General features: G+C 39.5%; 19 protein-coding genes. 12 read left to right on the top strand and 7 right to left on the bottom strand.

All coding sequences use genetic code 11. The features are described 5' to 3' along the window. Nucleotides 1–101 precede the first annotated feature (101 nt). On the top strand, nt 102–1,844 hold the full coding sequence (locus tag CBG10_RS05470; RefSeq protein WP_094512003.1) for an ABC transporter ATP-binding protein: 1,743 nt from the start codon (nt 102–104) through the stop codon (nt 1,842–1,844). Continuing rightward, nucleotides 1,828–3,660 (top strand): ABC transporter ATP-binding protein, encoded by a 1,833-nt coding sequence (locus CBG10_RS05465; RefSeq protein WP_094511923.1) that lies wholly within the window; start codon nt 1,828–1,830, stop codon nt 3,658–3,660. Before CBG10_RS05470 ends, CBG10_RS05465 begins: the two co-directional genes overlap by 17 nt. Before the next feature lie 220 nt (nt 3,661–3,880). Here CBG10_RS05465 and CBG10_RS05460 read toward each other — a convergent pair whose 3' ends face one another. After that, a complete protein-coding gene (locus CBG10_RS05460) occupies nt 3,881–5,317 on the bottom strand; it encodes a C69 family dipeptidase (protein ID WP_019252057.1) in 1,437 nt (478 codons plus the stop codon). Nucleotides 5,318–5,404: 87 nt separating this feature from the next. Further along, the gene (ybaK, locus tag CBG10_RS05455; RefSeq protein WP_094501580.1) at nt 5,405–5,911 is read right to left on the bottom strand and encodes a Cys-tRNA(Pro) deacylase; all 507 of its coding nucleotides are present in this window, start codon (nt 5,909–5,911) and stop codon (nt 5,405–5,407) included. A 131-nt stretch (nt 5,912–6,042) separates the two neighbouring features. On the opposite strand from ybaK, the gene CBG10_RS05450 reads away from it, so the two are divergent. From CBG10_RS05450 to CBG10_RS05425, 6 genes are all read left to right on the top strand, one after another. Next, nucleotides 6,043–6,774 carry a GntR family transcriptional regulator gene (locus CBG10_RS05450; protein ID WP_094511922.1) on the top strand — a complete coding sequence of 244 codons (732 nt, stop codon included), beginning with the start codon at nt 6,043–6,045 and terminating at the stop codon, nt 6,772–6,774. A 269-nt stretch (nt 6,775–7,043) separates the two neighbouring features. Next, the gene (locus CBG10_RS05445; RefSeq protein ID WP_094511920.1) at nt 7,044–9,455 is read left to right on the top strand and encodes a phosphoketolase family protein; all 2,412 of its coding nucleotides are present in this window, start codon (nt 7,044–7,046) and stop codon (nt 9,453–9,455) included. Nucleotides 9,456–9,632: 177 nt separating this feature from the next. Beyond that, nucleotides 9,633–10,988 carry an APC family permease gene (locus CBG10_RS05440; protein WP_094508298.1) on the top strand — a complete coding sequence of 452 codons (1,356 nt, stop codon included), beginning with the start codon at nt 9,633–9,635 and terminating at the stop codon, nt 10,986–10,988. A 34-nt stretch (nt 10,989–11,022) separates the two neighbouring features. After that, nucleotides 11,023–11,769 (top strand): alpha/beta hydrolase, encoded by a 747-nt coding sequence (locus tag CBG10_RS05435; protein ID WP_094511919.1) that lies wholly within the window; start codon nt 11,023–11,025, stop codon nt 11,767–11,769. A gap of 133 nt (nt 11,770–11,902) precedes the next feature. Further along, nucleotides 11,903–13,255, top strand: a complete 1,353-nt coding sequence (gene brnQ / locus CBG10_RS05430; RefSeq protein ID WP_094511918.1) for a branched-chain amino acid transport system II carrier protein — start codon at nt 11,903–11,905, stop codon at nt 13,253–13,255. Nucleotides 13,256–13,280: 25 nt separating this feature from the next. Further along, complete coding sequence (locus CBG10_RS05425; RefSeq protein WP_094511916.1) at nt 13,281–14,183, top strand: ROK family protein; 903 nt, start codon at nt 13,281–13,283, stop codon at nt 14,181–14,183. A 63-nt stretch (nt 14,184–14,246) separates the two neighbouring features. Here CBG10_RS05425 and CBG10_RS05420 read toward each other — a convergent pair whose 3' ends face one another. Both CBG10_RS05420 and CBG10_RS05415 read right to left on the bottom strand, forming a co-directional pair. Then, nucleotides 14,247–16,175: an elongation factor G gene (locus CBG10_RS05420; protein WP_094511914.1), complete on the bottom strand. Its 1,929-nt coding sequence runs from the start codon at nt 16,173–16,175 to the stop codon at nt 14,247–14,249. A gap of 10 nt (nt 16,176–16,185) precedes the next feature. Continuing rightward, nucleotides 16,186–16,653, bottom strand: coding sequence for a universal stress protein (locus tag CBG10_RS05415; protein ID WP_094511912.1), 468 nt, complete (start codon nt 16,651–16,653; stop codon nt 16,186–16,188). Between the two features lie 200 nt (nt 16,654–16,853). On the opposite strand from CBG10_RS05415, the gene CBG10_RS05410 reads away from it, so the two are divergent. The 3 genes from CBG10_RS05410 (at nt 16,854) to CBG10_RS05400 (ending at nt 19,014) form a co-directional block, all read left to right on the top strand. Then, nucleotides 16,854–17,867: a lipoate--protein ligase gene (locus CBG10_RS05410; RefSeq protein WP_094501592.1), complete on the top strand. Its 1,014-nt coding sequence runs from the start codon at nt 16,854–16,856 to the stop codon at nt 17,865–17,867. Nucleotides 17,868–18,151: 284 nt separating this feature from the next. Next, nucleotides 18,152–18,559: a hypothetical protein gene (locus CBG10_RS05405; RefSeq protein WP_003669993.1), complete on the top strand. Its 408-nt coding sequence runs from the start codon at nt 18,152–18,154 to the stop codon at nt 18,557–18,559. Beyond that, on the top strand, nt 18,556–19,014 hold the full coding sequence (locus tag CBG10_RS05400) for a hypothetical protein (protein ID WP_003664897.1): 459 nt from the start codon (nt 18,556–18,558) through the stop codon (nt 19,012–19,014). The genes CBG10_RS05405 and CBG10_RS05400 overlap by 4 nt, the downstream gene beginning before the upstream one ends. 233 nt (nt 19,015–19,247) lie before the next feature. Here CBG10_RS05400 and CBG10_RS05395 read toward each other — a convergent pair whose 3' ends face one another. The 3 genes from CBG10_RS05395 to CBG10_RS05385 all read right to left on the bottom strand — a co-directional run bounded on the left by CBG10_RS05395 (nt 19,248) and on the right by CBG10_RS05385 (nt 22,190). Continuing rightward, complete coding sequence (locus CBG10_RS05395; protein ID WP_094501594.1) at nt 19,248–19,958, bottom strand: lantibiotic ABC transporter permease; 711 nt, start codon at nt 19,956–19,958, stop codon at nt 19,248–19,250. A 10-nt stretch (nt 19,959–19,968) separates the two neighbouring features. Continuing rightward, nucleotides 19,969–20,850: an XRE family transcriptional regulator gene (locus tag CBG10_RS05390; protein ID WP_094508308.1), complete on the bottom strand. Its 882-nt coding sequence runs from the start codon at nt 20,848–20,850 to the stop codon at nt 19,969–19,971. A 170-nt stretch (nt 20,851–21,020) separates the two neighbouring features. Next, complete coding sequence (locus CBG10_RS05385; protein ID WP_019252070.1) at nt 21,021–22,190, bottom strand: MFS transporter; 1,170 nt, start codon at nt 22,188–22,190, stop codon at nt 21,021–21,023. A 154-nt stretch (nt 22,191–22,344) separates the two neighbouring features. Here CBG10_RS05385 and CBG10_RS05380 point away from each other — a divergent pair, with 154 nt between their 5' ends. Beyond that, nucleotides 22,345–23,757, top strand: coding sequence for a PTS galactitol transporter subunit IIC (locus tag CBG10_RS05380; RefSeq protein WP_094501600.1), 1,413 nt, complete (start codon nt 22,345–22,347; stop codon nt 23,755–23,757). Nucleotides 23,758–23,796 lie beyond the last annotated feature (39 nt).

The raw sequence follows: 23,796 nt of genomic DNA, 5'->3' as shown, positions 1-23,796 counted from the left end.
CAAAAGTGTTAATCAAAGGGATTATCAGAATAAAAGCTAATTTTTTAAAAAATCTGTATAATAGTTCAAGATGACTAAAAATGGATGAAGGAAGGATTGTTTTGATACGTATAGCACGAAAAAATTTAGCCTTATGGGCAACAATTGGTGCAGTTTTCTTTTTATTAATCCAAGTTTCGTGTGACCTATACTTGCCGACAGTTACCGCCGACCTTGTTAATCGGGGAATTGTGCAAAAGGATATGGGCGTAATTTGGAATGAGGGAATTAAGATGCTGATTGTGGCTGCGATTGGATTAGTGGCAGCTGGATTAAATGTTTATTTTGCGGCGACCCAATCAATGAAGGTGGGTGAAAAGCTACGAAGCCAGATCTATCATAAGGTTTTACGTTTCTCGAATCGTGAAATGGATGAGTTTGGCGATTCATCTTTAATTACGCGATCAACCAATGATATTGTGCAGATTCAAAATGTCATGGTGCAAATGCTTCGGATGATGCTTCAATCACCTGTGATGCTTGTTGCGGCCTGTGTTCTAGCTTATGTTCGAGAACCACAACTAACTAAAGTGTTTTTTATTAGTCTGCCGATTTTAGCAATTATTGTCATGGCGGTTATGTACTTTGCGGTTCCGCTATTCAAGAGCATTCAGAAAAAAACTGATCGCATTAACTTAATCTTCCGGGAAGGACTGACAGGGGTTCGAGTTATCCGTGCTTTTCGACAGGAAGAGCGGGAACAAAATCGCTTCAAAAAAGCAAACGAGGACTACACGCAAACCGGGATCAAGGCCTTTACAATTGTTTCGACATTATTCCCAGTAGTAACGCTTATTTTAGGGATGACAAATGTTGCCATTATTTTACTGGGTGGCCATCTTGTAGCTAATATGAGCATGCAAGTAGGGGATTTAATTGCCTTTATGACATATGCAACTCAGATTATGATTAGCTTTATGATGCTTTCGATGATCTTTGTCTTTGTTCCACGAGCATCGGCATCTGCTACCCGGGTTAATGCAGTTCTGGACCAGCCGATCAGTATTCATGATGCACCGGAAAAAGATCAAGAAAAGATTTCGATTAATCAACCAGCCTCGCTTGAATTTAAGAATGTTGATTTTCGTTTCCATGGGGCGGAAAGATTGGCTTTGCATGACTTGAACTTTAAAGTTACAGCAGGTCAGACTTTAGCGATTATTGGAGGGACCGGTTCAGGTAAATCAGCTTTGGTTAACTTAATTCCGCGGTTGTTTGATATTGAAAGCGGGGAGATTAAAGTTGATGGTGTCCCAGTTAAAAAGCTTAGTCAGCATAATCTGCATGAGGTTATTTCTATTACCCAACAGCAAGCAGTTCTTTTTAGTGGGACTATTCGTTCTAACCTTCAATTTGGGTATGAGGAAGCAACAGATAACGAAATGTGGCATGCGCTTGAAATTGCGCAAGCGGCAGATTTCGTCCGTGAAGAAGGGGGATTGGACGCAGTTGTTGAGCAAAACGGGAGTAACTTTTCTGGTGGTCAACGCCAACGGTTAGCGATTGCTCGAACAATTATTAAGCCAGCGTCGATTTATGTTTTTGATGACTCATTCTCGGCTTTGGATTTTGAAACTGATGCAAAACTCCGGGCGGCCTTAGCAAAAGACCCACAAATTCAACGTGCCGTAACGGTTATCGTGGCTCAGCGAATCTCTACTGTTGTTGATGCTGACCAAATTATTGTGCTTGATGAAGGACGGGTAGTTGGTCAAGGTACTCATCAAGAATTGAAAGCACATAATGAAACTTACCAACAAATAATTAAGTCACAAGTCGAGAAAGGGGATGTTGATCGTGCGTAGAGGACCACGAGTACCTGAACAAGCTCAACACTTTTGGCTAACCACAAAGCGATTAATTGCCTATTTACGACCATGGCGAGTGGGGGTTATTTTTTCAATTCTCTTAGCCGTTATTTCCGTTATTTTGTCAATCTTAGCACCAAAAATTCTTGGGGAAGCTACGACGATCATTTATGACGGAATGCTTAAAGGGTATGCAGAAATGAAAGCTGGTGCCCACTTAAGTACCCTTCCAATTAACTTTACTCGGATTTGGCAAATTGGAATTACCGTCATTTTGCTTTATTTATTTTCTGGACTATTTAGTTTCCTCCAGTTACAAATTATGACACGGGTATCGCAACGTGTTGTTTACAATTTGCGTCAAGATTTTGAAGAGAAAATGCGCCAGGTGCCAATTAAATATTATGATACCCATAATAATGGCGATATTATGAGCCGAATGGTTAATGATATGGATAATATTGCGGGAACCCTCCAGCAAAGTTTGATTCAAATCATCACGAGTTTGTTGACGCTTGTTGGTGTTTTCATTTTAATGCTTACAATTAGTTGGAAATTAACAATCATTGCCCTTGTCACAATTCCGCTTAGTGTTCTGGTAGTTGCTTTTGTTGCTCCTACTTCACAACGACTATTTGGCCGTCAGCAAGCCGCTTTGGGAAAAATTAATGACCAAGTAGAAGAAACGTACGCTGCTCATACGATTGTGCGGACATTTAACAAGGAACAAGATGAAGAAGAAAAGTTTAATAAAGAGAATCATCAGTACTACCAAGCAGCATGGAAAGCACAATTTTTCTCTAGCTTAATGATGCCAATGATGGTCTTTATTCGGAATCTTGGGTACCTTGTTGTAGTAGTGGTTGGAGCTATTCAAGTTATTCATGGTCAGATTACTCTTGGTAATGTGCAAGCATTTCTGCAATATACCAATCAGCTTTCTCAACCAATTGCCCAAATTGCGAATTTAAGTAACACCATCCAACAAACAATTGCTTCGGCAGAACGTATTTTTGCTGTTTTGGATGAACCAGAGATGAGTGATAAGGTTGAAGATATTCCATCCCTTACTGGAAAGGATATTCCGAAAGTTGAATTTAAAGATATTAAGTTTAGCTATACTGATGAACCGCTTATTCAAGACTTTAACCTTAAAGCACCGCGAGATGAGATGGTCGCCATTGTTGGCCCAACCGGAGCAGGGAAAACGACCATTATCAATCTTTTAGAGCGTTTTTATGATCCGCAAAGTGGCCATATCTATCTTGATGGGAAAGATACGCGTTCAATGACTCGTGATGCCTTACGTAAGCATATTGCGATTGTGCTTCAAGATACTTGGCTCTTTACTGGGACGATTTTTGAAAATATTAAGTATGGGAATGAGAATGCATCGGATAAAGAAGTCTACCATGCTGCTAAGATGGCCCGGGCAGATGCTTTCATTCGTGAACTGCCTGATGGTTACCAAACGGTCTTAGACGAGTCCGCTTCTAATATTTCACAGGGACAGCGACAATTATTAACGATTGCGCGGGCATTTTTAGCTGATCCGGAAATTTTAATTCTGGATGAAGCAACTAGTTCCGTTGATACCCGAACAGAAGTCTTGATTCAAGAAGCGATGAATGCTTTACAACAAGAACGAACTAGTTTTGTTGTTGCTCACCGTCTATCAACGATTCGGAAAGCTGACCAGATTGTCGTGGTTAACCATGGAAAAATTATCGAAACAGGTAATCATGAATCATTAATGAATAAAAAAGGTTTTTACGCTAATCTTTATAATAGTCAATTTGCCGGAAATAATTAAAGAAAAATGTGAGTGTAAAACAACCTTCTCGACAAGGCGGTGGGCTAAGCTAGAATGATGATTAGCACGGCACGGGCTGATTGTCGTTCGGACTTAGCCTCGAGCCTTGTGGTTGTTTTGCACGTTATCTTGTTATTGTTCATAAAAATAGTTGAGGCTGAGAGAAAACCAGAGGGCGAGGTTATAATGCCCTAAGTTTTCTCTCAGCCTCATTTTATTTTTACAAATTCTTATCGATTTGGAATGTTAACTTAGAAAGTTCGAGTCCATTCATTACTAACTCAGCCATTAAAGCTTTTGTTCGTTTAGCCATTTCGGCAACCATTTCATGTGTCTTTGAACTTAAGAAAGCACTGACTTCAGAAGAGGACATCCCCTTAACCTGTGGAGCAACTTCATTTACCCAGCGGTAGAGATATTCACGGGCATCTTTGAGATAATCCAAGTCAGCCTTAGAAAATTCTGCATGGTGTGATTCGACAATCATTGAAAGTGCCCGATACATCCAGTAAGCACTCTTTAAATCCATATTAAGTTTCTCTGGAGTTTCCCGATAGCTTACATCGATATCTTCAGCATTACCAAAGAATGGAACGTATGGGGTAAAGGTTGGAATACCAAAGCTCATCCACATAATCGTTGAAGCGGCTTCCGGTAAGTCATTGCGGACCTGAAGAACGTGGGAATTTTGTGTCCGGTTTAGTGAAATTGGTCGGAACATGTGCTTTTGCTGGTCGGTACCTTCATGACCTAATGGATCGTAAGGGGTTCCTTGGTAGTGGCTACTAAGAATCTTTTCCACGTCTTCAAGGGTAATTCGATGATCCGTTTGCATAATAAATGGAATATCAAAATCAAGCGGATCAAATTCAGTTTCCGGATTTAACACCTTATGGCCGTACCATTGGCGTGGAGTATTGTAGTGTTGATCAAAAATATCAGCAGTTCCGAAAATATGACGGAAATTCCATTCGTACTTGTCCGGGTTAAGGTGGTTCTTTGAAACAAATTCTTGAATTCCGTCAGACCACATAAAGTTAGCCTTATCATTAAAATCAACTTGTTGAATGGCAATTCGATTTCCAGTAACAGCGTATGCATCATCTGGAATCCGTTGTGCAACCCAGTGATGTCCGGTAACGATTTCCATGTACCAAACATCATCTTTATCACTGAAAATAACCCCGTTTCCTTCCGCAGAACCGTATTTAGCGATTAATTTACCGAGGTAAGCAACCCCATCGCGTGCACTATCGATGAAAGGGAGGGTAGCGGCGACGATAAGGTCTTCGTTAATTCCTGTTTCACTATTAAGCGGATCGCAGGCTAAAACCCGTGCATTAGCATAAACACTTTCTGTGGCGCTCATCCCAACGTTCTTTTCATTAAAACCACTTTCGTCAAAGACTCCTTCAGTTTTGTAGTCGACATTAGGTGTGCCTTGGTAACGATAGCCATCAGCAGGCCGGTCAATCACACACTTATTTAAATAAGCTTTAACTTGATTGGGATGATTATGGTATGCCGGATAAGTTACAAAACGTTGTGGTGTAAGTGGAGCGAAAGTATCATCGTTCCGTGCTGCCATGGTTGAACCGTCAATTGTGGCATTACGGCCTACAAGGACGGTTGTACAAGCAGATAGATTTTTCTTCATTTTTTCAGGACCTTTCTATAATGACCTTAAATAAAACTATAGTAATAAGTTTAGTCTTCACACCTAGGGAGGTCAATCAATGGAAAACTACTTTTGTTCTAAATCAGCAAAAGTTGCATGAACTAATCCAGCTAAGTCTTCAGCGTTTAGTTTAACCGATCGACCAATTTTTCCAGATGAAACATAAATTTCACCTTGTTCTTTTGCTTCATTATCAATAAAAATCGGATATTGAAATTTTTCATAGATTCCTACAGGCGTGTTAGCACCATGAACATACCCCGTTGTCTTTAACAAGTTTTTAAGCGGAACCATATTAACTTTTTTGTTGCCGGAAACCTTAGCTAATTTCTTTTCATCAAGGTGAGTATCGACGGGGATGACGCCAACTAAGGGACCAGTCACATTACCAGTAAGAACAAGGGTTTTATAAATAATATGTTCATCAATGCCGGTGTGGTCAACGCTCATTGAACGGACATCGCCATTTTGATGCGTCGGAAATTCAGCTTGCTCATATGGAATATTATTTTTATCTAAGATTTGTTCCACCTGCGTTTTTTTCATTTTACTTTTTTTATTCTTTTTACTCATAAGAAGATCATCTCCTAAATTTATCTGGGTCGCACCAATATTTTATAAAAAGATCCCAATTTAAAATAGGTCTGCTATACTTAAAGTGTATCATTAAAATTCGAATTAAATAAATCCGAGGAGTTAATTAGATGGCAGACTTAGTATATCGCTCAGTGATGCGTGATATAAAACAAAAAATTTTAGATAATGAATACCCCGGAATGCGATTGCCGGACGAACGAAGCTTAAGTGAGATTTACGAGGTAAGCCGTAGTTCAATCAAACGAGCACTAGGTGTATTGGCGCAAGAAGGAATTATCTTCAAAAAGCGCGGATCGGGAACCTTCATTAATCCGTTATACTTAAAAAATCAATCCTTATTCCATTATGAGGGGAGTAATTTGGGAGTTACGGATAGTTTCCGTGCTGATGGGAAGAAGCAAGGGATTAAATTGCTTGATTACCAGGTTGTTCCCGCAAATAAGGATGTACAAGAAGAGTTGTTCCTCAATGATAATGACTTTGTTTACCAAATCAAACGGTTACGACTAATTGATGATCAACCTTTTATGATTGAAACTGGTTTTATCCCGATTAAGATTACACCAACCTTATCTCCTGAAATTGTTAATGGCTCTATTTTTAATTATCTTGAGGATAAGATGGGAAAACGAGTTACCAAGTCATTCATGACCATTGGTGTATCACCGTCAGATAAACAAGACCAAAAATTATTAAAGTTAAGCTCGACAGAACCGGTGGGCATAATTGATGGAATCTTCTTTTTAGATGATGGAACCCCATTTGAAGTATCAAATATGCGGATTCACTATGAATACATGAAATATAGTACCTTTGTTAGTTTAGACCAGGAAGGTTAATATTAATTTAAGTTCATTAGATTATCATAAGTTTACGCAAGATAACCGTAAAATGTGGAAAATAGTGTTAGACTAAAGATGTTAGCCGGTTTGCAAAACTAAAGAGTGGCTTAAAATTATTAATTTTTTATAATTGGACCGTATCAATTTGTAAAAAGGTTGACTTTTTGAAAAAACAGTTTATCATTAACATTGTAAATTTAATGATTTACGTTATGTTGTTAGAAAGCACAGGACGTATTGATTTATATAGAAGGAGTGTTTATTAGATGGCAGTAGATTACGATTCCAAGAAATACTTGGAAAGTGTTGATGCTTACTGGCGTGCAGCTAACTACCTTTCAGTTGGTACATTGTACTTAATGGGTGATCCATTACTTCGCCAACCATTAAAGGCAGAAGATGTTAAGCCTAAGCCAATTGGTCACTGGGGTACTATTGTTCCTCAAAACTTCATTTACGCACACTTGAACCGTGTAATTAAGAAGTATGACCTTGATATGTTCTACATCGAAGGTTCAGGTCACGGTGGCCAAGTTATGGTTAACAACTCATACTTGGATGGTTCATACACTGAAATTTATCCTGAATATACACAAGATACTAAGGGAATGGCTAAGTTATTTAAGCACTTCTCATTCCCAGGCGGTACTGCATCACACGCTGCACCTGAAACACCAGGTTCAATCCACGAAGGTGGGGAACTTGGTTACTCACTTTCACACGGTGTTGGTGCTATCTTAGATAACCCAGAAGTTATTGCCGCTGTTGAAATCGGTGATGGTGAAGCTGAAACTGGTCCATTAATGGCATCATGGTTCTCTGACAAGTTCATCAACCCAATCAAGGATGGTGCGGTATTACCAATCATCCAAGTTAACGGATTCAAGATTTCTAACCCTACTATCCTTTCACGGATGAGCGACGAAGAACTTACTAAGTACTTCGAAGGTATGGGTTGGAAGCCATACTTTGTTTCAGCTTACAAAGAAGCTGACTGTGATGGTGAATTCAAGGGTTACAAGCCTCACATGGAAGTTCACGAAGAAATGGCTAAGACTTTGGACAAGGTTGTTGAAGAAATCAAGGCTATTCAAAAGAACGCTCGTGAAAACAATGATGATTCATTACCACAATGGCCAATGATTATCTTCCGTGCACCTAAGGGTTGGACTGGTCCTAAGACTGACCTTGATGGTAACCCAATTGAAAACTCATTCCGTGCACACCAAATTCCAGTTCCAGTATCCCAAGATGACATGGAACACAAGGACATCCTTGTTGACTGGATGAAGTCATACAAGCCAGAAGAATTATTCGACGAAGATGGTCACCCAGTTGCTCTTGTTGAAGAGAACACACCAGAAGGTAACCGTCGTATGGCTATGAACCCTATCACTAATGGTGGTATCGATCCTAAGCCACTTGTATTACCAAACTACCGTGATTTTGCTATTGATGTTCAAAATCCTGGTTCTGTTGTAAAGCAAGACATGCTTGAATGGGGTAAGTACCTCAACAAGATGGCTGAATTGAACCCAACTAACTTCCGTGGATTTGGTCCTGACGAATCTAAGTCGAACCGTCTTTACGCATTCCTTGATGGTCAAAAGCGTCAATGGATGGAAAGTGTCCACGAACCAAACGACGAAAATGTGGCTCCACAAGGTCGGATTATTGATTCACAACTTTCAGAACACCAAGCTGAAGGATTCCTTGAAGGTTACACATTAACTGGTCGTCACGGATTCTTCGCAACTTACGAAGCATTCGGTCGTGTTGTTGATTCAATGCTTACTCAACACATGAAGTGGTTACGTAAGGCTAAGGATCTTTACTGGCGTCACCAATACCCAGCATTGAACTTTGTTGATACTTCAACTGTATTCCAACAAGATCACAACGGTTACACTCACCAAGATCCAGGTCTATTGACTCACTTATTTGAAAAGGAACGTCCAGACCTCGTTAAGGAATACTTGCCGGCAGATACTAACTCATTAATGGCTGTATCTAATAAGGCATTCCGTAACCAAGAATGTATCAACCTCTTCGTAACTTCTAAGCACCCACGTGCACAATGGTTCTCTATTGATGAAGCTACTCAATTGGCTGACAATGGTCTTGGCTACATTGACTGGGCATCTACTGATCAAGGTGCTGAACCAGATGTTGTATTTGCATCTTCTGGTACTGAACCTACTGAAGAAGCTCTTGCAGCTATTGACATTCTTCATGACAACTTCCCTGAATTGAAGATTCGTTACATCAACATTATCGAAATTATGCGTTTGATGAACACTGACAAGAACCCTGAAGGTTTAACTGATGCTGAATTCAATAGTTACTTCACTACTGACAAGCCAGTTATCTTTGCATGGCACGGATTCCGTGACATGATCCAAGCATTGTTCTTCGATCGTGCTAACCGTAACGTTCACATTCACTCATACGAAGAAAATGGTGATATCACCACTCCATTCGATATGCGTGTATTAAACGAACTTGACCGGTTCCACTTAGCTAAGGACGCTATCCAAAGTGTTCCTGGTTATGAACAAAAGAGTGCTGCATTTGTTGCCAAGATGGACAACATGATCAACAAGCACAACCACTACATCCGTTCAGAAGGTAAGGACTTACCAGAAGTTACTAACTGGACTTGGAAGGGTCTTAAGTAATCAGCTACTGATTGCTAATTAAACACTTAATAAATTAAGAAAAGAGATCGAGTTTAACTCGGTCTCTTTTTTCGATTCAAAATACAAAAATTGGTTAACTTGCTTACTTGTAAACCCTTTGAAATAAGAATAGAATTTAAATAAAGGTAATATTACTTTTGTTATAAAGGATAGAAGGTGGAGCTTATCAATACTAAAAAGAAAAATCCTAAAAAGTTATCGTTTATTTCAATATATTTTTTAGGTATTAATGGTGTTATTGGTTCAGGTGCTTTTTTGCTACCACAAGTTATCTATAAGGATATGAATTTAGCAAGTGTTCTTGTCTTACTCTGTGCCGCTATTACGGTCAGCATGGTTGCATTATGTTATGCGGACCTTTCTAGTCGGTTCACTGGATCGGGCGCAGCATGGCTTTATTCCTATAATGCATTTGGCCGGTTTACTGGCTATGAGCTCGGCCTCTTTACGTGGTTTCTGGGATGCTGTACTTTATCTGCCGAAGTGGTAGCTTTGTTGACTACTCTCCGAAGCTTTTTACCACTTTTTAATACTCACTGGATATACTATGTTTCTGTTTTTGGATTAATTTTATTATTCTCAATTATTAATTTCTTTGGCCGGACGCTTGTTAAGTTGGTCGATAACCTCTCTTCAGCTGCAAAAATGATTACGATCCTTGCTTTTATTGTTATTGGCGTTTTTTGTATTCATTTTGCTAATTTTTCACCGGTAATCCCTCATGCAGCGACTACCGGAGCAATGCCGCTTGCAAAGCACTTTGGAGCAGCTTTTAGTGTTGTTTTCTATATGTTTACCGGCTTTTCCTTTATTCCAATTGCCGCAAAGCAAATGACTGATCCAGAGAAAAACATTCCGCGTGTATTAATCGCCGTAATGGTTAGTGTAACGATTATGTATTCGCTAATGATGCTGGTAGCAATCGGTATTTTGGGAACTAGGATGTCAAAATATAGTACACCAATTGCAAATGCCTTTGGAACCGGCGTTGGTAAATGGGGGTATATTTTAGTGATTGTGGGAATGTTGATCAGTATTTTCGGGGTGGCATTTGCGGCCTCCTTTAACACGCCGTCATTAATTTCCTCACTAGCGAATGAACACGCGATGTTGCCAAAGTGGATTGGTAAAAAGAACCGCCATGATGCACCCTGGGTAGCAATCATCCTGACAGCCGTTGTTTCAATGTTATTAGTTACTCAATCTTACCTCTTTCTTGTTTCTTGTATTGTGCTTGCTTCGTTTGTTCAATATGTGCCGTCAATTTTAGCAGTAATTAAGTTTAAACATACTGATGAATTTCCTAATCATGGGTTTAAACTTCCCGGAAAATATATCATTCCAGTGCTGGCACTCTTAATCTCATGCTATATGGTAACCAATTTTACGATTAAGACGATTACAGTTGGGGTTGTAGTTGCCGTCCTAGCCGCGGTTTCTTACTTCTTTGTTAAGGTGGATGAGAAACACGAGACTCACCATCGTGCAATGTTGGAGAAACTAAAACACTAAGTCAAGCAGTGTATAATAGGCGAGAGGTGGTTTGATGGAAATAACACTCAAACGAGATGGCTTAAAACTATATGGCCTTCTTGAGGGAACAACGACGATTAAAAACGATACAATTGCAATTCTGATGCATGGCTTTAAGGGCAATCTGGGATATGATGATTCTAAAATTCTATATGCTCTTTCGCACCATTTAAACCAACAAGGAATTCCAACGTTACGCTTTGACTTTGATGGGACTGGCCATAGTGATGGTGAATTCAAGGATATGACAGTTTTCAGTGAAATCCTGGATGGAATGAAAATCATTGACTATGCTCACACAACTATGCAAGCAAAGAAGATTTACCTAATTGGTCATTCGCAAGGTGGGGTAGTTGCTTCTATGCTGGCGGCTTATTATCGCGATATTATTACAAAACTAGTACTGCTGGCTCCTGCTGCAACCTTGAAAGATGATGCGCTAAAAGGAGTTTGTCAGGGAAGCCAGTATGACCCTAACCATATACCAGAAACGGTTGATGTGCATGGCTTTACCGTTGGTGGCGACTACTTCCGAACGGCGCAGCTTTTACCAATTTACGAAACAGCGCAGCATTATAGTGGACCCACACTGCTAATTCATGGGTTAGCTGATAATGTGGTTTCCCCTGAAGCTTCAAAGAAATATAATGTAATCATGCCTAACAGTGAGTTGCATTTAATTCCTGAAGAAGGACATATGTTTAATGGCTCACGACGCCAAGAAATTTTGGAACTGGTAGCTAACTTTTTAAAAAATTAGTTTTAAAGGATCGTTAACATTTGAGAGAATGTAACGGTCCTTTTTGCTTGAAATGTACTTCTGCCTGGGCGCCTATTTCATGGTATAATTTAGCGTCAGATTAAATTTAGAGAAAAGGAATGAGTGATTAACTATGAGCTCAATTAAAGCAGCGTGTAAAACCTACTTGGTAATTGGGTCGCTAATTTTTGGAATGTTATTTGGGGCAGGAAATTTAATTTTTCCTGTGCATTTAGGACAATTAGCCGGTAACCAGTGGATAGCAGCAACGGGTGGATTCTTGCTTTCTGGTGTTCTTTTACCGCTATTTGCATTACTAGCGATTAGTATTACACATGCAAATGGATTATATGAACTAGCTTTACCAAATGGGAAAAGGTTTGCCCTTATTTTCCTTGTCCTGGTTCAAATAATTATTGGACCTTTATGTGCAACCCCGCGTACGGCAACTGTTCCTTATACGATTGGAGTTGCGCCATATTTAAGTAAAGGGATGCAAGGGTGGGGATTATTAGCCTATACCGGAGCATTTTTTCTAATTGTTTACTTTTTTGCAACGCGTGAGGGAAAAATCACCGAAATAATTGGTAAGGTTTTAAATCCGATTTTCCTTATTATGTTATTTTTGATCTTTCTTCTCGCCTTTATTTATCCAATGGGAAGTACAACTACTCCCCAACCAACTCCAGAATATGTTAATCATGCCTTTAGTAATGGTTTTATTCAAGGATATAATACCGTTGATGCATTAGCGGCATTGGTTTTTGGGGTTACGATTATTACCGCAATTCGCCAACTTGGTTTTAAATCTCAACAATCAGTTTCACTCGCTACTACCAAGGGTGGAATGATCGGGATTTTGGGAATTGGAATTTTATATATCGGGCTAATTTATTTGGGGACAACGAGTCGGCATCAATTCGCAATCGCAGCTAATGGGGGAACAACATTAAACCAAATTGCTCATTATTATATGGGAGATTTTGGGAATGTATTATTGCTAACCCTTGCGACAATCACGTGTATGACAACGGCGATGGGGTTAGTAGTCGCTTTTGCTCAGGACTTTCACTATCGTTTCCCCCAGATTTCTTATAAAGCCTTTTTACGAGGCAATTGCCTATTGTCATTTCTAGTTGCTAATATGGGATTAGATCGGATCGTTTCATGGTCGATACCAGTTTTAATGTTCCTTTACCCGTTAGCCATTGTGTTGATCCTACTAGGTATTTTTTCGCCCCTATTCAAGGGAGCTTCGTTAATTTACCGAATCACGACAGGTATAACAATGATTCCTGCGTTTTTTGATATGATAAATGCTTTCCCACCGGTTTTACGGGATACCACATTTAGTATGTCATTAATTCATTTTGCAGAAAAATACTTTCCCTTGTACCAACTTGGTTTTAGTTGGTTGCCTTTTACCCTGGTGGGCTTATTCATCAGTATTTGTATATGGTACCCTCAACAGCGGAGTCGTGTATAATATAAGAGAGACGAGGTGAGGAGTTATGCAACGACAGTATTTAAGTATTGATATTGGTGGGACAGAGATAAAGAGTGCTTTAATTGATCACTCTGGTAACATCTTTGAGAAAAATCACGTTCCAACTCCTCATCAAAAAGAAGCGTTTCTGGCTGCAATCTTTGCTGTTGTGGAGCCGGTTTTAGACAAGGTGACTGCGATTTGTGTCAGTCTTCCAGGAGTCGTCAATCCGGCGACGGGAGAGGTAAGGTTTACTGGTGCCCTTGGCTTTATGGGGACCTTTAATTTTGCGGCGTATCTTGAATCACGAACTCATTGCCCAGTATATGTTGGTAATGATGCTAATTGTGCGACATTGGCGGAAATGTGGCTTGGCAATCTCAATGGTATCAGTAATGGTGCTGTGATCACATTAGGAACTTCAGTTGGCGGCGGGATTGTTATTAATAACCAGCTCTTGCACGGACCACATTTTCAGGCCGGTGAATTAAGTGCCATGATCATTGATAATGATGCTCCTGAACTTCACTATTCGACAATGGGGGCTACTACTTCAGCAGTTAAGATGATTGAAACCATGGCTGACATTTGTGATATTAAGGATAAAACTGATGGCCGGCGAGTATTTAAAGAAATTAATCATCATAATCCAGTTATTTGGTCCTTATTTGAAGGCTTTTGTCGGCGAGTAGCCGTTTTGATCTTAAATATTCAGACGGTTGTTGACCTTGAACGTGTGCTCATTGGCGGTGGCATTAGTGCACAAAAAATTTTAATTGATGAAATAAAGAAGCAATTTATGATTCTGCAAAAGGGTGATTACCGTCTTCATGATGATGTCACGATGCCTGAAATAATGACCGCAAAGTTTGGCAATGAAGCTAATTTATTAGGTGCATTGTATGGATTGCTATTAACAATTGAATGAAAAAAGAGGGGTTAGAAGAAATTTTTCTTCTAGCTCCTCTTTATTTATGGCAATATCAACAACCTATTTTCTATACGGATAATGCGCCATTGCTGGGACTTCATTCCATGGAACGGGGAAACCAGCACCATGCGCACAGAAGACGGAATCAGGAGTGTTTTCTAGGTCAGCAACCGGATCATAATTAACATTTCTAATGACATCTTCAGCATTATGACATGGATAATAGCCAGCAACAACAAGCTCAAGCTGACCCTGGCCATGAGTATAGGCGCGAACGCTTTGGGCGTAATCGCGCATGCCCACAACAGGAGCGGTTCCCGTAATCAGGGTTAGGTCTTGACTATTAGCTTCATTAAGCTCGAACGTACCATGCATTTGTTGAATATCATTAATTGCACGTCCTACTTGGTCATTCGGGATTTTAAGGTGGAAAGCATACCAAGGCTCTAATAATTGACATTCGTTTTGTCCCTTCAATTCCATCAATCCTTGACGAACCGCTCGCCAACTAGCCTGACGAAAATCTCCACCAACTGTATGTTTAATATGGCCGCGACCACCAACGAGGGTGATTTTGACATCGGTAAGGGGAGCACCTGTAAGAACCCCTAAATGTTCTTTGGCCTGTAAACTAGTTAAGATCTGGTGTTGCCAATTGCGATTAAGGATATCGAGACTGCAATCACTGCTAATGGTAATTCCAGAGCCTTGTTTTCCCGGTTCTAAAAGAAGGTGGGCTTCGGCATAGTGACGTAATGGTTCAAAGTGACCGACCCCTTCAACTTTGCTAGTAATCGTTTCTTGATAGAGAACGTTTCCCTCATCGAATGTAACTTCCAATTGGTAACGTTCTTGAAGCAATTGTTGCAGGATTTGAAGTTGAACTTCTCCCATAATTTGAACGTGAATCTCTTGGATGTGAGGATGCCAAGAGATCTGTAGTTGTGGATCTTCATCTTCAAGCTCTTTTAAGGCTTTGAGACAAGCATGAAGGTCCTCTTTATCAACTTTAACGGCATAATTTAAGACTGGTTTTATGACTGGTGCCGGGAGTGGCTTTGTTTTACCAAGGCCAAGTCCAGGGGATGTAGAAGTTAATCCAGTAAGAGCACCGACTTGACCTGCGCTTAAAATCTGACTCGGGGTAAATTTAGCCCCGTTATATATTCGGATTTGGTTCACTTTTTCTTCGTTTAGTAAAACTGATTTAGCTGGAATTTTGCCACCGAATACGCGAACCCAACTAAGCCTGTTGCCCTTGTCATCATGGGAAATCTTAAATACCTGCGCCGCAAACTCATCAGCGAACTCAGGCGTAACAGTCCATTTCTCAAGTCCCTTTAAGAAATTAGTGATTCCAGTTAACTTTAGGGCTGCTCCACGATAACAGGGGAACACTTTACGTTGTTTAATCAATTGTTGAATTGTTTGATCGCTAAGGCTGCCAGTACCGAGGTAGTTTTCTAAAACTGTATCATCCTGCATGGCAATTGTTTCACGAACTTCATCAGTTAATGGATCAGCAAAATCAAGGCAAGCCGGCGAAAATTCTTTTTGCAGTTGCTCGATAACACCGCTAGAATCAGCACCAATCACGTCTTCTTTGTTAATGAAAATAAAGGTCGGGATATCATAACGTGCAAGAAGATCCCATAATGTGCGCGTGTATCCCTGAATACCATCGGTGGCTGAAACGACAAGAATTGCATAATCAAGAACTGGTAAGACTTGTTCTGTTTGACTAGCAAAATCGACGTGTCCCGGGGTATCGAGAAGGGTAAGCGCAAGGTCATTGTAAGTTAGTTCAGCTTGATGGGTAAAAAGAGTGATTCCGCGCTGCTTTTCGAGCGTATTAGGATCTAAAAAAGCATCTCCATTATCCACGCGGCCTAGCGTTCGAATAGCGCCGGTTTCATACATGAGGGCTTCGGTTAAAGTCGTTTTTCCAGCATCGACATGAGCAACGATGCCAGTAACAATTTGTTTCACCGTTTTTCACCTAGTTAACATGGTCGTTTTTGCGAACAACAAGAACATCACATTTTGCCATCCGACTAACATAGTGGGTAACAGAACCAAGAACAAAGCGTTCGAGGCCAGATACACCAGTCGCACCGAGAACAATCAAGTCAGTATTGTGGTCTGATGGAAATTCATGGGCAATAACACGTTTTGGATTTCCAAACCGGATATGAACGTTAACGTCTTCAACCCCAGCATCGACCGCGCGCTTTTTCAAGTCATCGAGTCGTTCCTTGGTGGTTTTAACAATGTTATATGTTTCTTCGCTGCTAAGGGCCGCATTACTATAGCCATCAGTTAGTTGCGTTACTTGAACAATTCGTAAGATATCAAGGCTAGCATGATTTCGTAGTGCAGAATCAATGGCACTTTCTAAGACGTTACTGGTAATTTTTGAGCCGTCGACAGCAACGAGAATGTGTTTGTATGGATAAATTTCTGTCATAATAGACACCTCCGAAAGTTTATACCTTTATTATAAAATGTTTTCGCCCTAAAAAGATGTAAAAAAGAAAGTATTTTTTACTTTGTCGATAATATATTGCAAACGCTTACTAAAAGACGTACACTACAATTGGATGACTAAATGACAAAAGTAAAACTTTAGTCTATTTATGTTGATGTTTTTATAAGAGGGTGCTAGTTATGCGTTATGTTTCAATGACTTCTCATAATATTGGAATGAATTTAGCTACAGAACAATATTTAATGAATAATAAGGATTTTGGGAAAGAGCCTTTAGTACTATTTTATTATGAAGAACCATGTATTATCGTGGGCCGGAACCAAAATACGCTTGAAGAGATTAATCATGATTATGTAAAAGAACACAATATCCGAGTAACCCGTCGTTTATCAGGCGGTGGTGCTGTTTATCAAGACTTAGGGAACCTTTGCTTTAGTTTTGTGGTTCCAAGCGATAGTGAGGAATTTGGTGACTTTAAATCGTTTACCCAGCCAATTGTTAATGTCCTTCATCAAATGGGTGCTACTAGTGCAGAAGTCAGCGGTCGTAATGATATTTTAGTTGATGGTAAGAAATTCTCGGGAAATGCGATGTATTCACGTAATGGAAAGACATTCTCCCATGGAACATTAATGCTTGACGTTGACTTAAGTGTCGTCGCGGATGCCCTTCATGTGGCAAAAGATAAGATTGCTTCAAAGGGGATCAAATCCGTTCGATCACGGGTTACGAATCTCCGCCCATACTTGGATGAAAAGTACCAAGATATTGATGTGCCAACATTTAGGGATGAATTGATAAAGGGTCTCTTCCATGTTGACGACCTTGAGGAGATTAAGGATAAGCAATACGTGGTTACCCCCGAGGATCAAAAAGAAATTGATAAGATCTATGAGCGGTACTATAACAACTGGGATTGGGTCTATGGTAAGTCGCCAGAATTTACGGTTAAGCGGCGGAAACACTTTGATATGGGGACAATTGATGCCCGCTTTGATGTTAAAGATGGCGTAATCAAAAACGTGAAATTCTATGGTGATTTCTTTGGCCCACAGGATATTAACCAATTAGCAGAAAAGCTCCAAGGGGTTAAGTATGACCATGATGAGATTGCCAAAGTCCTTGAAGAGGAAGGAACCCAACAATATATTACGGGAATTCCAACCGCTGAAGTAGCTGATTTACTCGCATAATTGAGCTTTTTAACTTAATTTAGTAAAATGGAGGCTGGGAAAAAACTTCGTTTTTTCAACAGCCTCTTTATTTATACGAACATTGTTTAAGATATCGTGGAAATTAACCACAAGGCTCGAGGCTAAGTCCGAACGATAATCAGCCCGTGCCGTGCTAATCACCGTTCTATCCTTAGCCCACCGCCTTGTCGAGAAGGTTAATTCCCACTCACTTTTCGTTAATTAAGGGATGTAAAAATATTGGTCATCCGCGGGGATAGCAAAAAAGAAAGTTGGCAAAATAAATGAAAAATAATGAAAAAGTTGTTATTGTAACATCAGTAGCAGCAGTAATTGCATTAGTCCTTGATGCTTTTATGTTTGTTCAGCATGGTCACTCGCTGACATCATCATCTGTATGGCCACGACTGCTCCTCTTTATCGTTTTAGCAATCATTGTTAACGGATTATCGTTTTTAAAGATGCGTTTTTGTGGATATGCAACGATTTTAGTAAACCTTTATTTTGCAATCGCTAGTTTAGCCGCATTTCAAATGGTAAGCCCACGAGAAAGTGCCTACGGATTATTTATTCAAGCACTAAGTATTGTTGGAATTTTAGTAGGAGCTGCTGGTGTTTATTATGGTGCAAAACAGCGTGCAGACTATACAAAAGCTAAAATTGAAAAAATGAAGGAGCAAATGAAAAAATGAAGATGTCAGTAGCTGATTATTTGTCACAGTTGACGAGCGATCAGGTTGTGACAGAAGAAGTTGAAAAAACTGCTGCTCAATCACAGCAAAAAACAGTATTAACAACTGCGATTAATTTTATGATTGAACAGCTTGATACGGGACACCTCGGTCAATATAAGATGAATATTAAAATGAAAAAAGGTGACCCGGTTAGCTTTCGCTTAGAAACCAACCTAATCAACATACCGATGGATGAGGCAGAGCGATTAGATGTTAAATTATTAGATAAAGAGATTGAGTATCCTGTTAATCTTTATTTAGTAATGGAGAGTGAAGATATTAATAAAACGGGATTGCGGATCGATGAATTAGCAAATGAAACCGATCAAGGCGGAAAGACAACTGATTTGGTTACTAAAGCTCAAGAATGGGTAGCCGAACACCTTGCAGATATAATGGAAGCAAGAGCATAAGAGTTGCATCAAGAGCTCAGATATGCTAAATTATAGTTTGCGATGAGTCGAGAGGTCTGGTAGCGACCCTAAGAGCTACCATTGACATTTTGACAAGTGGGACACATTAACTCACCGGATTGTGAGGTGTTCAGTCAATCGGCCATGTGGACAGTGCTGATTGACTTGAGATAGTATCAATACACGAAAAACCGGAATACTTAGTATGTTTAGTACTAGGTATTCCGGTTTTTTTAATTGATTAATTTTCGATAGATAAAGCCAAGCCAAGGTAGCAGAGTAATAATCGCAGTTACAAATAGTAGCCCAAGATGACTAACCGATAGATGATCAAGGTCGGCATAAAGATAATAAGTTGGAAATAGCTTTTGTATATTAGTAAAAAAATCAATAAAAGAATTAGCTGGTAAGAGGTGTTTCCACGGAGTAATAAAAGTTGCGATTATAAATAGGATTGGGGTTCCAGCGGCATCAACAGTTGGTGCATCAAAAGAAAGCCCAATTGCAAACCCGATCACGCTTAGATATATTCCGATGATATTGGTTAACAAAATACTAGTGATAGTAATAAAGTTGAACTCGATAGTATGAAGAAAAATAGCAAGAACCATAATTACGATGGTGATGAACAAATTGATGATGACTTGGGTAATTAATTGCGAAAATAAATAGTTCCACAGAGAGTAGTGACTAATGTGCGATTGAAGAATGTAGAAGTCTTTATTACTGCAAATCCGTTTGCTGAAAGTAACGATTGAATTACCGAGTATTCCCATCAGGAGAGCAAGCAAGAGTAAAGCAAGCCGGAAGTTGCCAGTGGCGGGGAGGGATGTACTAGCAACTTGAATCATAAATACATACCAAATACCTGGCAGGAGAATAGTAAAAAGAAAGAAACGACGATTGCGTAAAACTTGTTTTAGTTGAATTGCTATGATATTCATAAGAAAGCTCCTAACGATTATGTTGACGATACCATTGTTCGATTGTCTGATTATGTTGGTGGATTTCTTTAACAGGGATGTCTTGAGAGATTTGGCCATCTTTCAGGAGCAGAACACGGGAAAAGAATTTATCAATTTGATTGAAATCATGAGTAATAACTAAAATACTTCCCGAAACCTTTTCAATAAAATGCCAAAAATAGTCAATTGATTCTAAATCCATCCCAACAGTCGGCTCGTCTAGGATCAGAAGCTTGGACTGACGGAGAACGCTAAGTAAGAGCGAAAGGCGACGTTTTTGTCCACCTGATAATTTCGCAACAATTGTATTTTGCTGGGATGATAATTTAAATTGATCAAGAAGATAATTGATTCGTTGTTTTGAATCAACCTTAGTTATGGCGGCTGTCAAGATAATCTGCTCTTTAACTTTTAGGGTCGGAATTAAAACATTTTCTTGGGACATGATATTTAAAGAATTATTTTTATTAAAATACCATTTAATAGTACCTTCGTTGGGCTTCAAAGCACCTTCAATTATCTTTACTAAAGTTGTTTTACCAGCGCCATTACTACCAAGGAGGGCAATGCGTTCATTATTATGAATAGTTAAATCAAGGTTGTTGAGAACTGGTGTGTTAAAAGTTTTAACAATATTATTAAGTTTTACCAGTGGTTGATTAAAGTCGTTTGTTCCCAGAATGAGGCAGTCTAATGAAACATTAAAAACTTTGGCAAGCAAAATTAGCTTGTCGATACTTGGTTCAGCATCCCCGTTTTCCCATTTAGAGACGGCTTGGCGGGAAACGAATAGACGCGTAGCTAGTTCAGCTTGTGATAATTGTTTTTCAGTCCGTAGTTTAAGAAGTTGATGCGGAAAAGAGTACGGCATAACAAAAAGCTCCTTTTCAAAATTTATATTTAGAATTTAATTGGATCTGCTTAAAAGGTCAATAGAATCCTTAGATAACAACAATTGCTCACCCCGCTACTATTAGTTGCATATGAATTTCCTGGGAAATAAAAAAGCACAGATAGAAAAATCTGTACTCAAAGTTAAGATTAATAATTGCGCATTCCCGTATATTTTTTACTCAGGACGATGACTAGTATTGTTGCAAGAAGCCCATAGACCGCGCCAACATAACCGAGGTTTTTCATGGCAGTGAAGGTGACAGCCTGAGAGGCAGTAAAGGAGCCTAGTGAAATACCAATATTAGCAAAAATCGAGTTTAAGGATGAAGCTAAGTCAAGTGATTGAGGATATTGTTTTTCGGCAATATCAAGGAACATTAATTGGGTGGAAGAACCATAGCATGAAAAGGCAATACATAAGACAGCCACAATAATAATGGCACCCCACTTGAATGGTAAGACGGGACCAAAGATGAGGAATAAGATTGTCATTGCCGCGTAGATTCCACTGAGCCGGTGGATTCCGCCACGGTCAGCCAGGTATCCACCAAATTTATTACCAATAATAAAGAAGATTCCCATTCCGAATAGGAGCCAATTCAACCAAGTATTATCAAAGCCCATTTCGTTAGTGATTAAAGGACGAATATAGGTATAAATTGTGTAGTCAGCCGCACAAATAGCAACAATGAAACTAACACCGAGAATGATTCGTGAATCCTTAAATAACACAAACTGTTTACTAAGGGTGCTCTTAAATTGAGGCGTATCACGTGGAACGAGCCAGATCAAGGCGACAAAAACAATGATCGTAATTCCAGAAATCATCCAAAAACTGTCGTGCCAAGTAAGGGTGGTGCTGATAACTGTCCCGATTGGAATGCCGATAACTGACGCGATACTAAACCCAGCAAAAACCCATGAAACCAGGCTTGCTCTTTTTTCACGCGGCGCAACATAGCTCGCCATTACGAGGACCATTGAGATAATCGCACCGGCAACACTAGCAGTTAGAATCCGCGAAAGCAACATTGAAATAAAGTTTGGCGCCATCGCTGTCCACGTATTGCCGATAAAGAAGATGACCATGAGAACTAGTAAAACATGATGTCGTCGCCACCGATTTGCCATTGAAGTAATAATTGGAGTAAAAATAGCATAAACCAAGGCAAATACAGTTACAAGTAGGCCTAACTTACCAAGCGAATCATGGTATTCATGGGCAATATCAGGTAAAACGCCGACAATCATATATTCGTTACACCCAAGCATAAAGGCAACGAAGACAAAAATAATAGCTTGTAAACGATATTTCATAAAACGGACCCTCTCTAATAAATTAAACTCATCATACTGTAGCAAATTTCTGAATGGATTTCTACAGCAAACGCAAATAAACCTTTTGTCTTGCTAAAAAGACTGGTCTTAGGGAAAATATAGGTAACAGTTTATTCGATGGAGGGAGTAAAACATGCTTCAAGAAGTTAATGCTATTTTTCAAACTTTTGGCGCGAGTGTAGTTGTCCCAATAATAATTTTTATCATTGCTTTATTACTACGAGTGCAGCCTAAGACAGCAATGATGAGTGCCTTCTATGCTGGTGTCGGTTTAACCGGTTTTACCTGGATTATCACAGAGTTTACGCCAGTGGTGACTAAGATTGTCCGCCAAATGGTTGATAATACGGGAATTAAACTGCCGGTGGTTGATATTGGCTGGCAAGCAGGATCATTAGCAGCATTTGGCTCAACAGTTGGTTTATCGTTTTTTGTTTTTGGGTTACTAGTTGAATTAATTTTATTTGCGCTTGGTGTTACCAAAGTATTTTTGCCTTCTAATATTTGGAATAATTTTGGATATATGATTTGGGGTACGCTAGCATTTTATGTAACTCATAATTATTGGCTATCATTAGGGTTGGAATTTTTTATGCTCCTATACTCATTAGTTTTAGCTGAGATTCAAGCAGACCGGTGGGCCGACTATTATGGAATTGAGAATACCACCGTCGACTCCTTACATAATATCGAGCAAGTGATTCCAGCGATTATTTTAGATCCATTATGGAATTTATTGGGCTTTAATAAAGTGAAAATGACCCCTAAAGACTTTCAGAAAAAATTAGGTGTCTTTGGAGAACCAATTACAATGGGAATTATCCTAGGATTAATAATTGGAATCCTGGGGAATTTATCTTCACTGGGAAAAATAAGCGCGTGGGGACAAATTACTAAATTTGCGATTCAACTAGCTGCCGTTATGGCGATCTTCCCTCTCGTTACAAACGTATTCGCAAAGGCATTTATTCCCATCGCGACTGAAATTGATGAACAGCAAAAGAAGCGACATGGCGAAAATAAAAATAGCCGTTATGATAAAAAGCGGTGGTTCCTAGCCGTTGATGATGGAGTTGGTTATGGAGAATCAGCAACTTTAATTTCAGGAATCATTTTAATTCCGATTATGGTTTTAATTGCTTTTATTCTTCCTGGCAATAAGACCCTTCCGGTAGTTGATTTAATTGCGATTCCTTACATGATTGAATCAATTGTCGCGGTCACTCGTGGAAATATCTTAAAAGTAATTGCAACGGGAATTGTGTGGTTTAGTTTGGGCTTATACGCGGCCAGTTGGCTCAGTCCTGTCTATACTGCCGCAGTGGCTCACTATGGCGTTGCAATTCCAACCGGGGTGGTCTTGGTAACAAGCTTTAATTTAGTGGCACGCCCATTGAATGCATTGGTTTTTGCTGCCTTTATATCAGAAAGTCCTCTTTGGATTTCACTAGCAATTATTATTTATCTAGTGATGTTATTTGGATTACGAAAATATCGTTCGCAAATTTGGCACTACCTTAATAAGATGGCCATGAAGAATGCTTAGGCAAAGTGCTATAATAATTGTCATAAAATTAAGGAGAGC

Source organism: Limosilactobacillus reuteri, assembly GCF_002254085.1.
Lineage (GTDB): Bacteria > Bacillota > Bacilli > Lactobacillales > Lactobacillaceae > Limosilactobacillus > Limosilactobacillus reuteri_K.
Note: the sequence above shows the minus strand (reverse complement) of the source record. Positions and strands in the feature narration are given on the sequence as shown.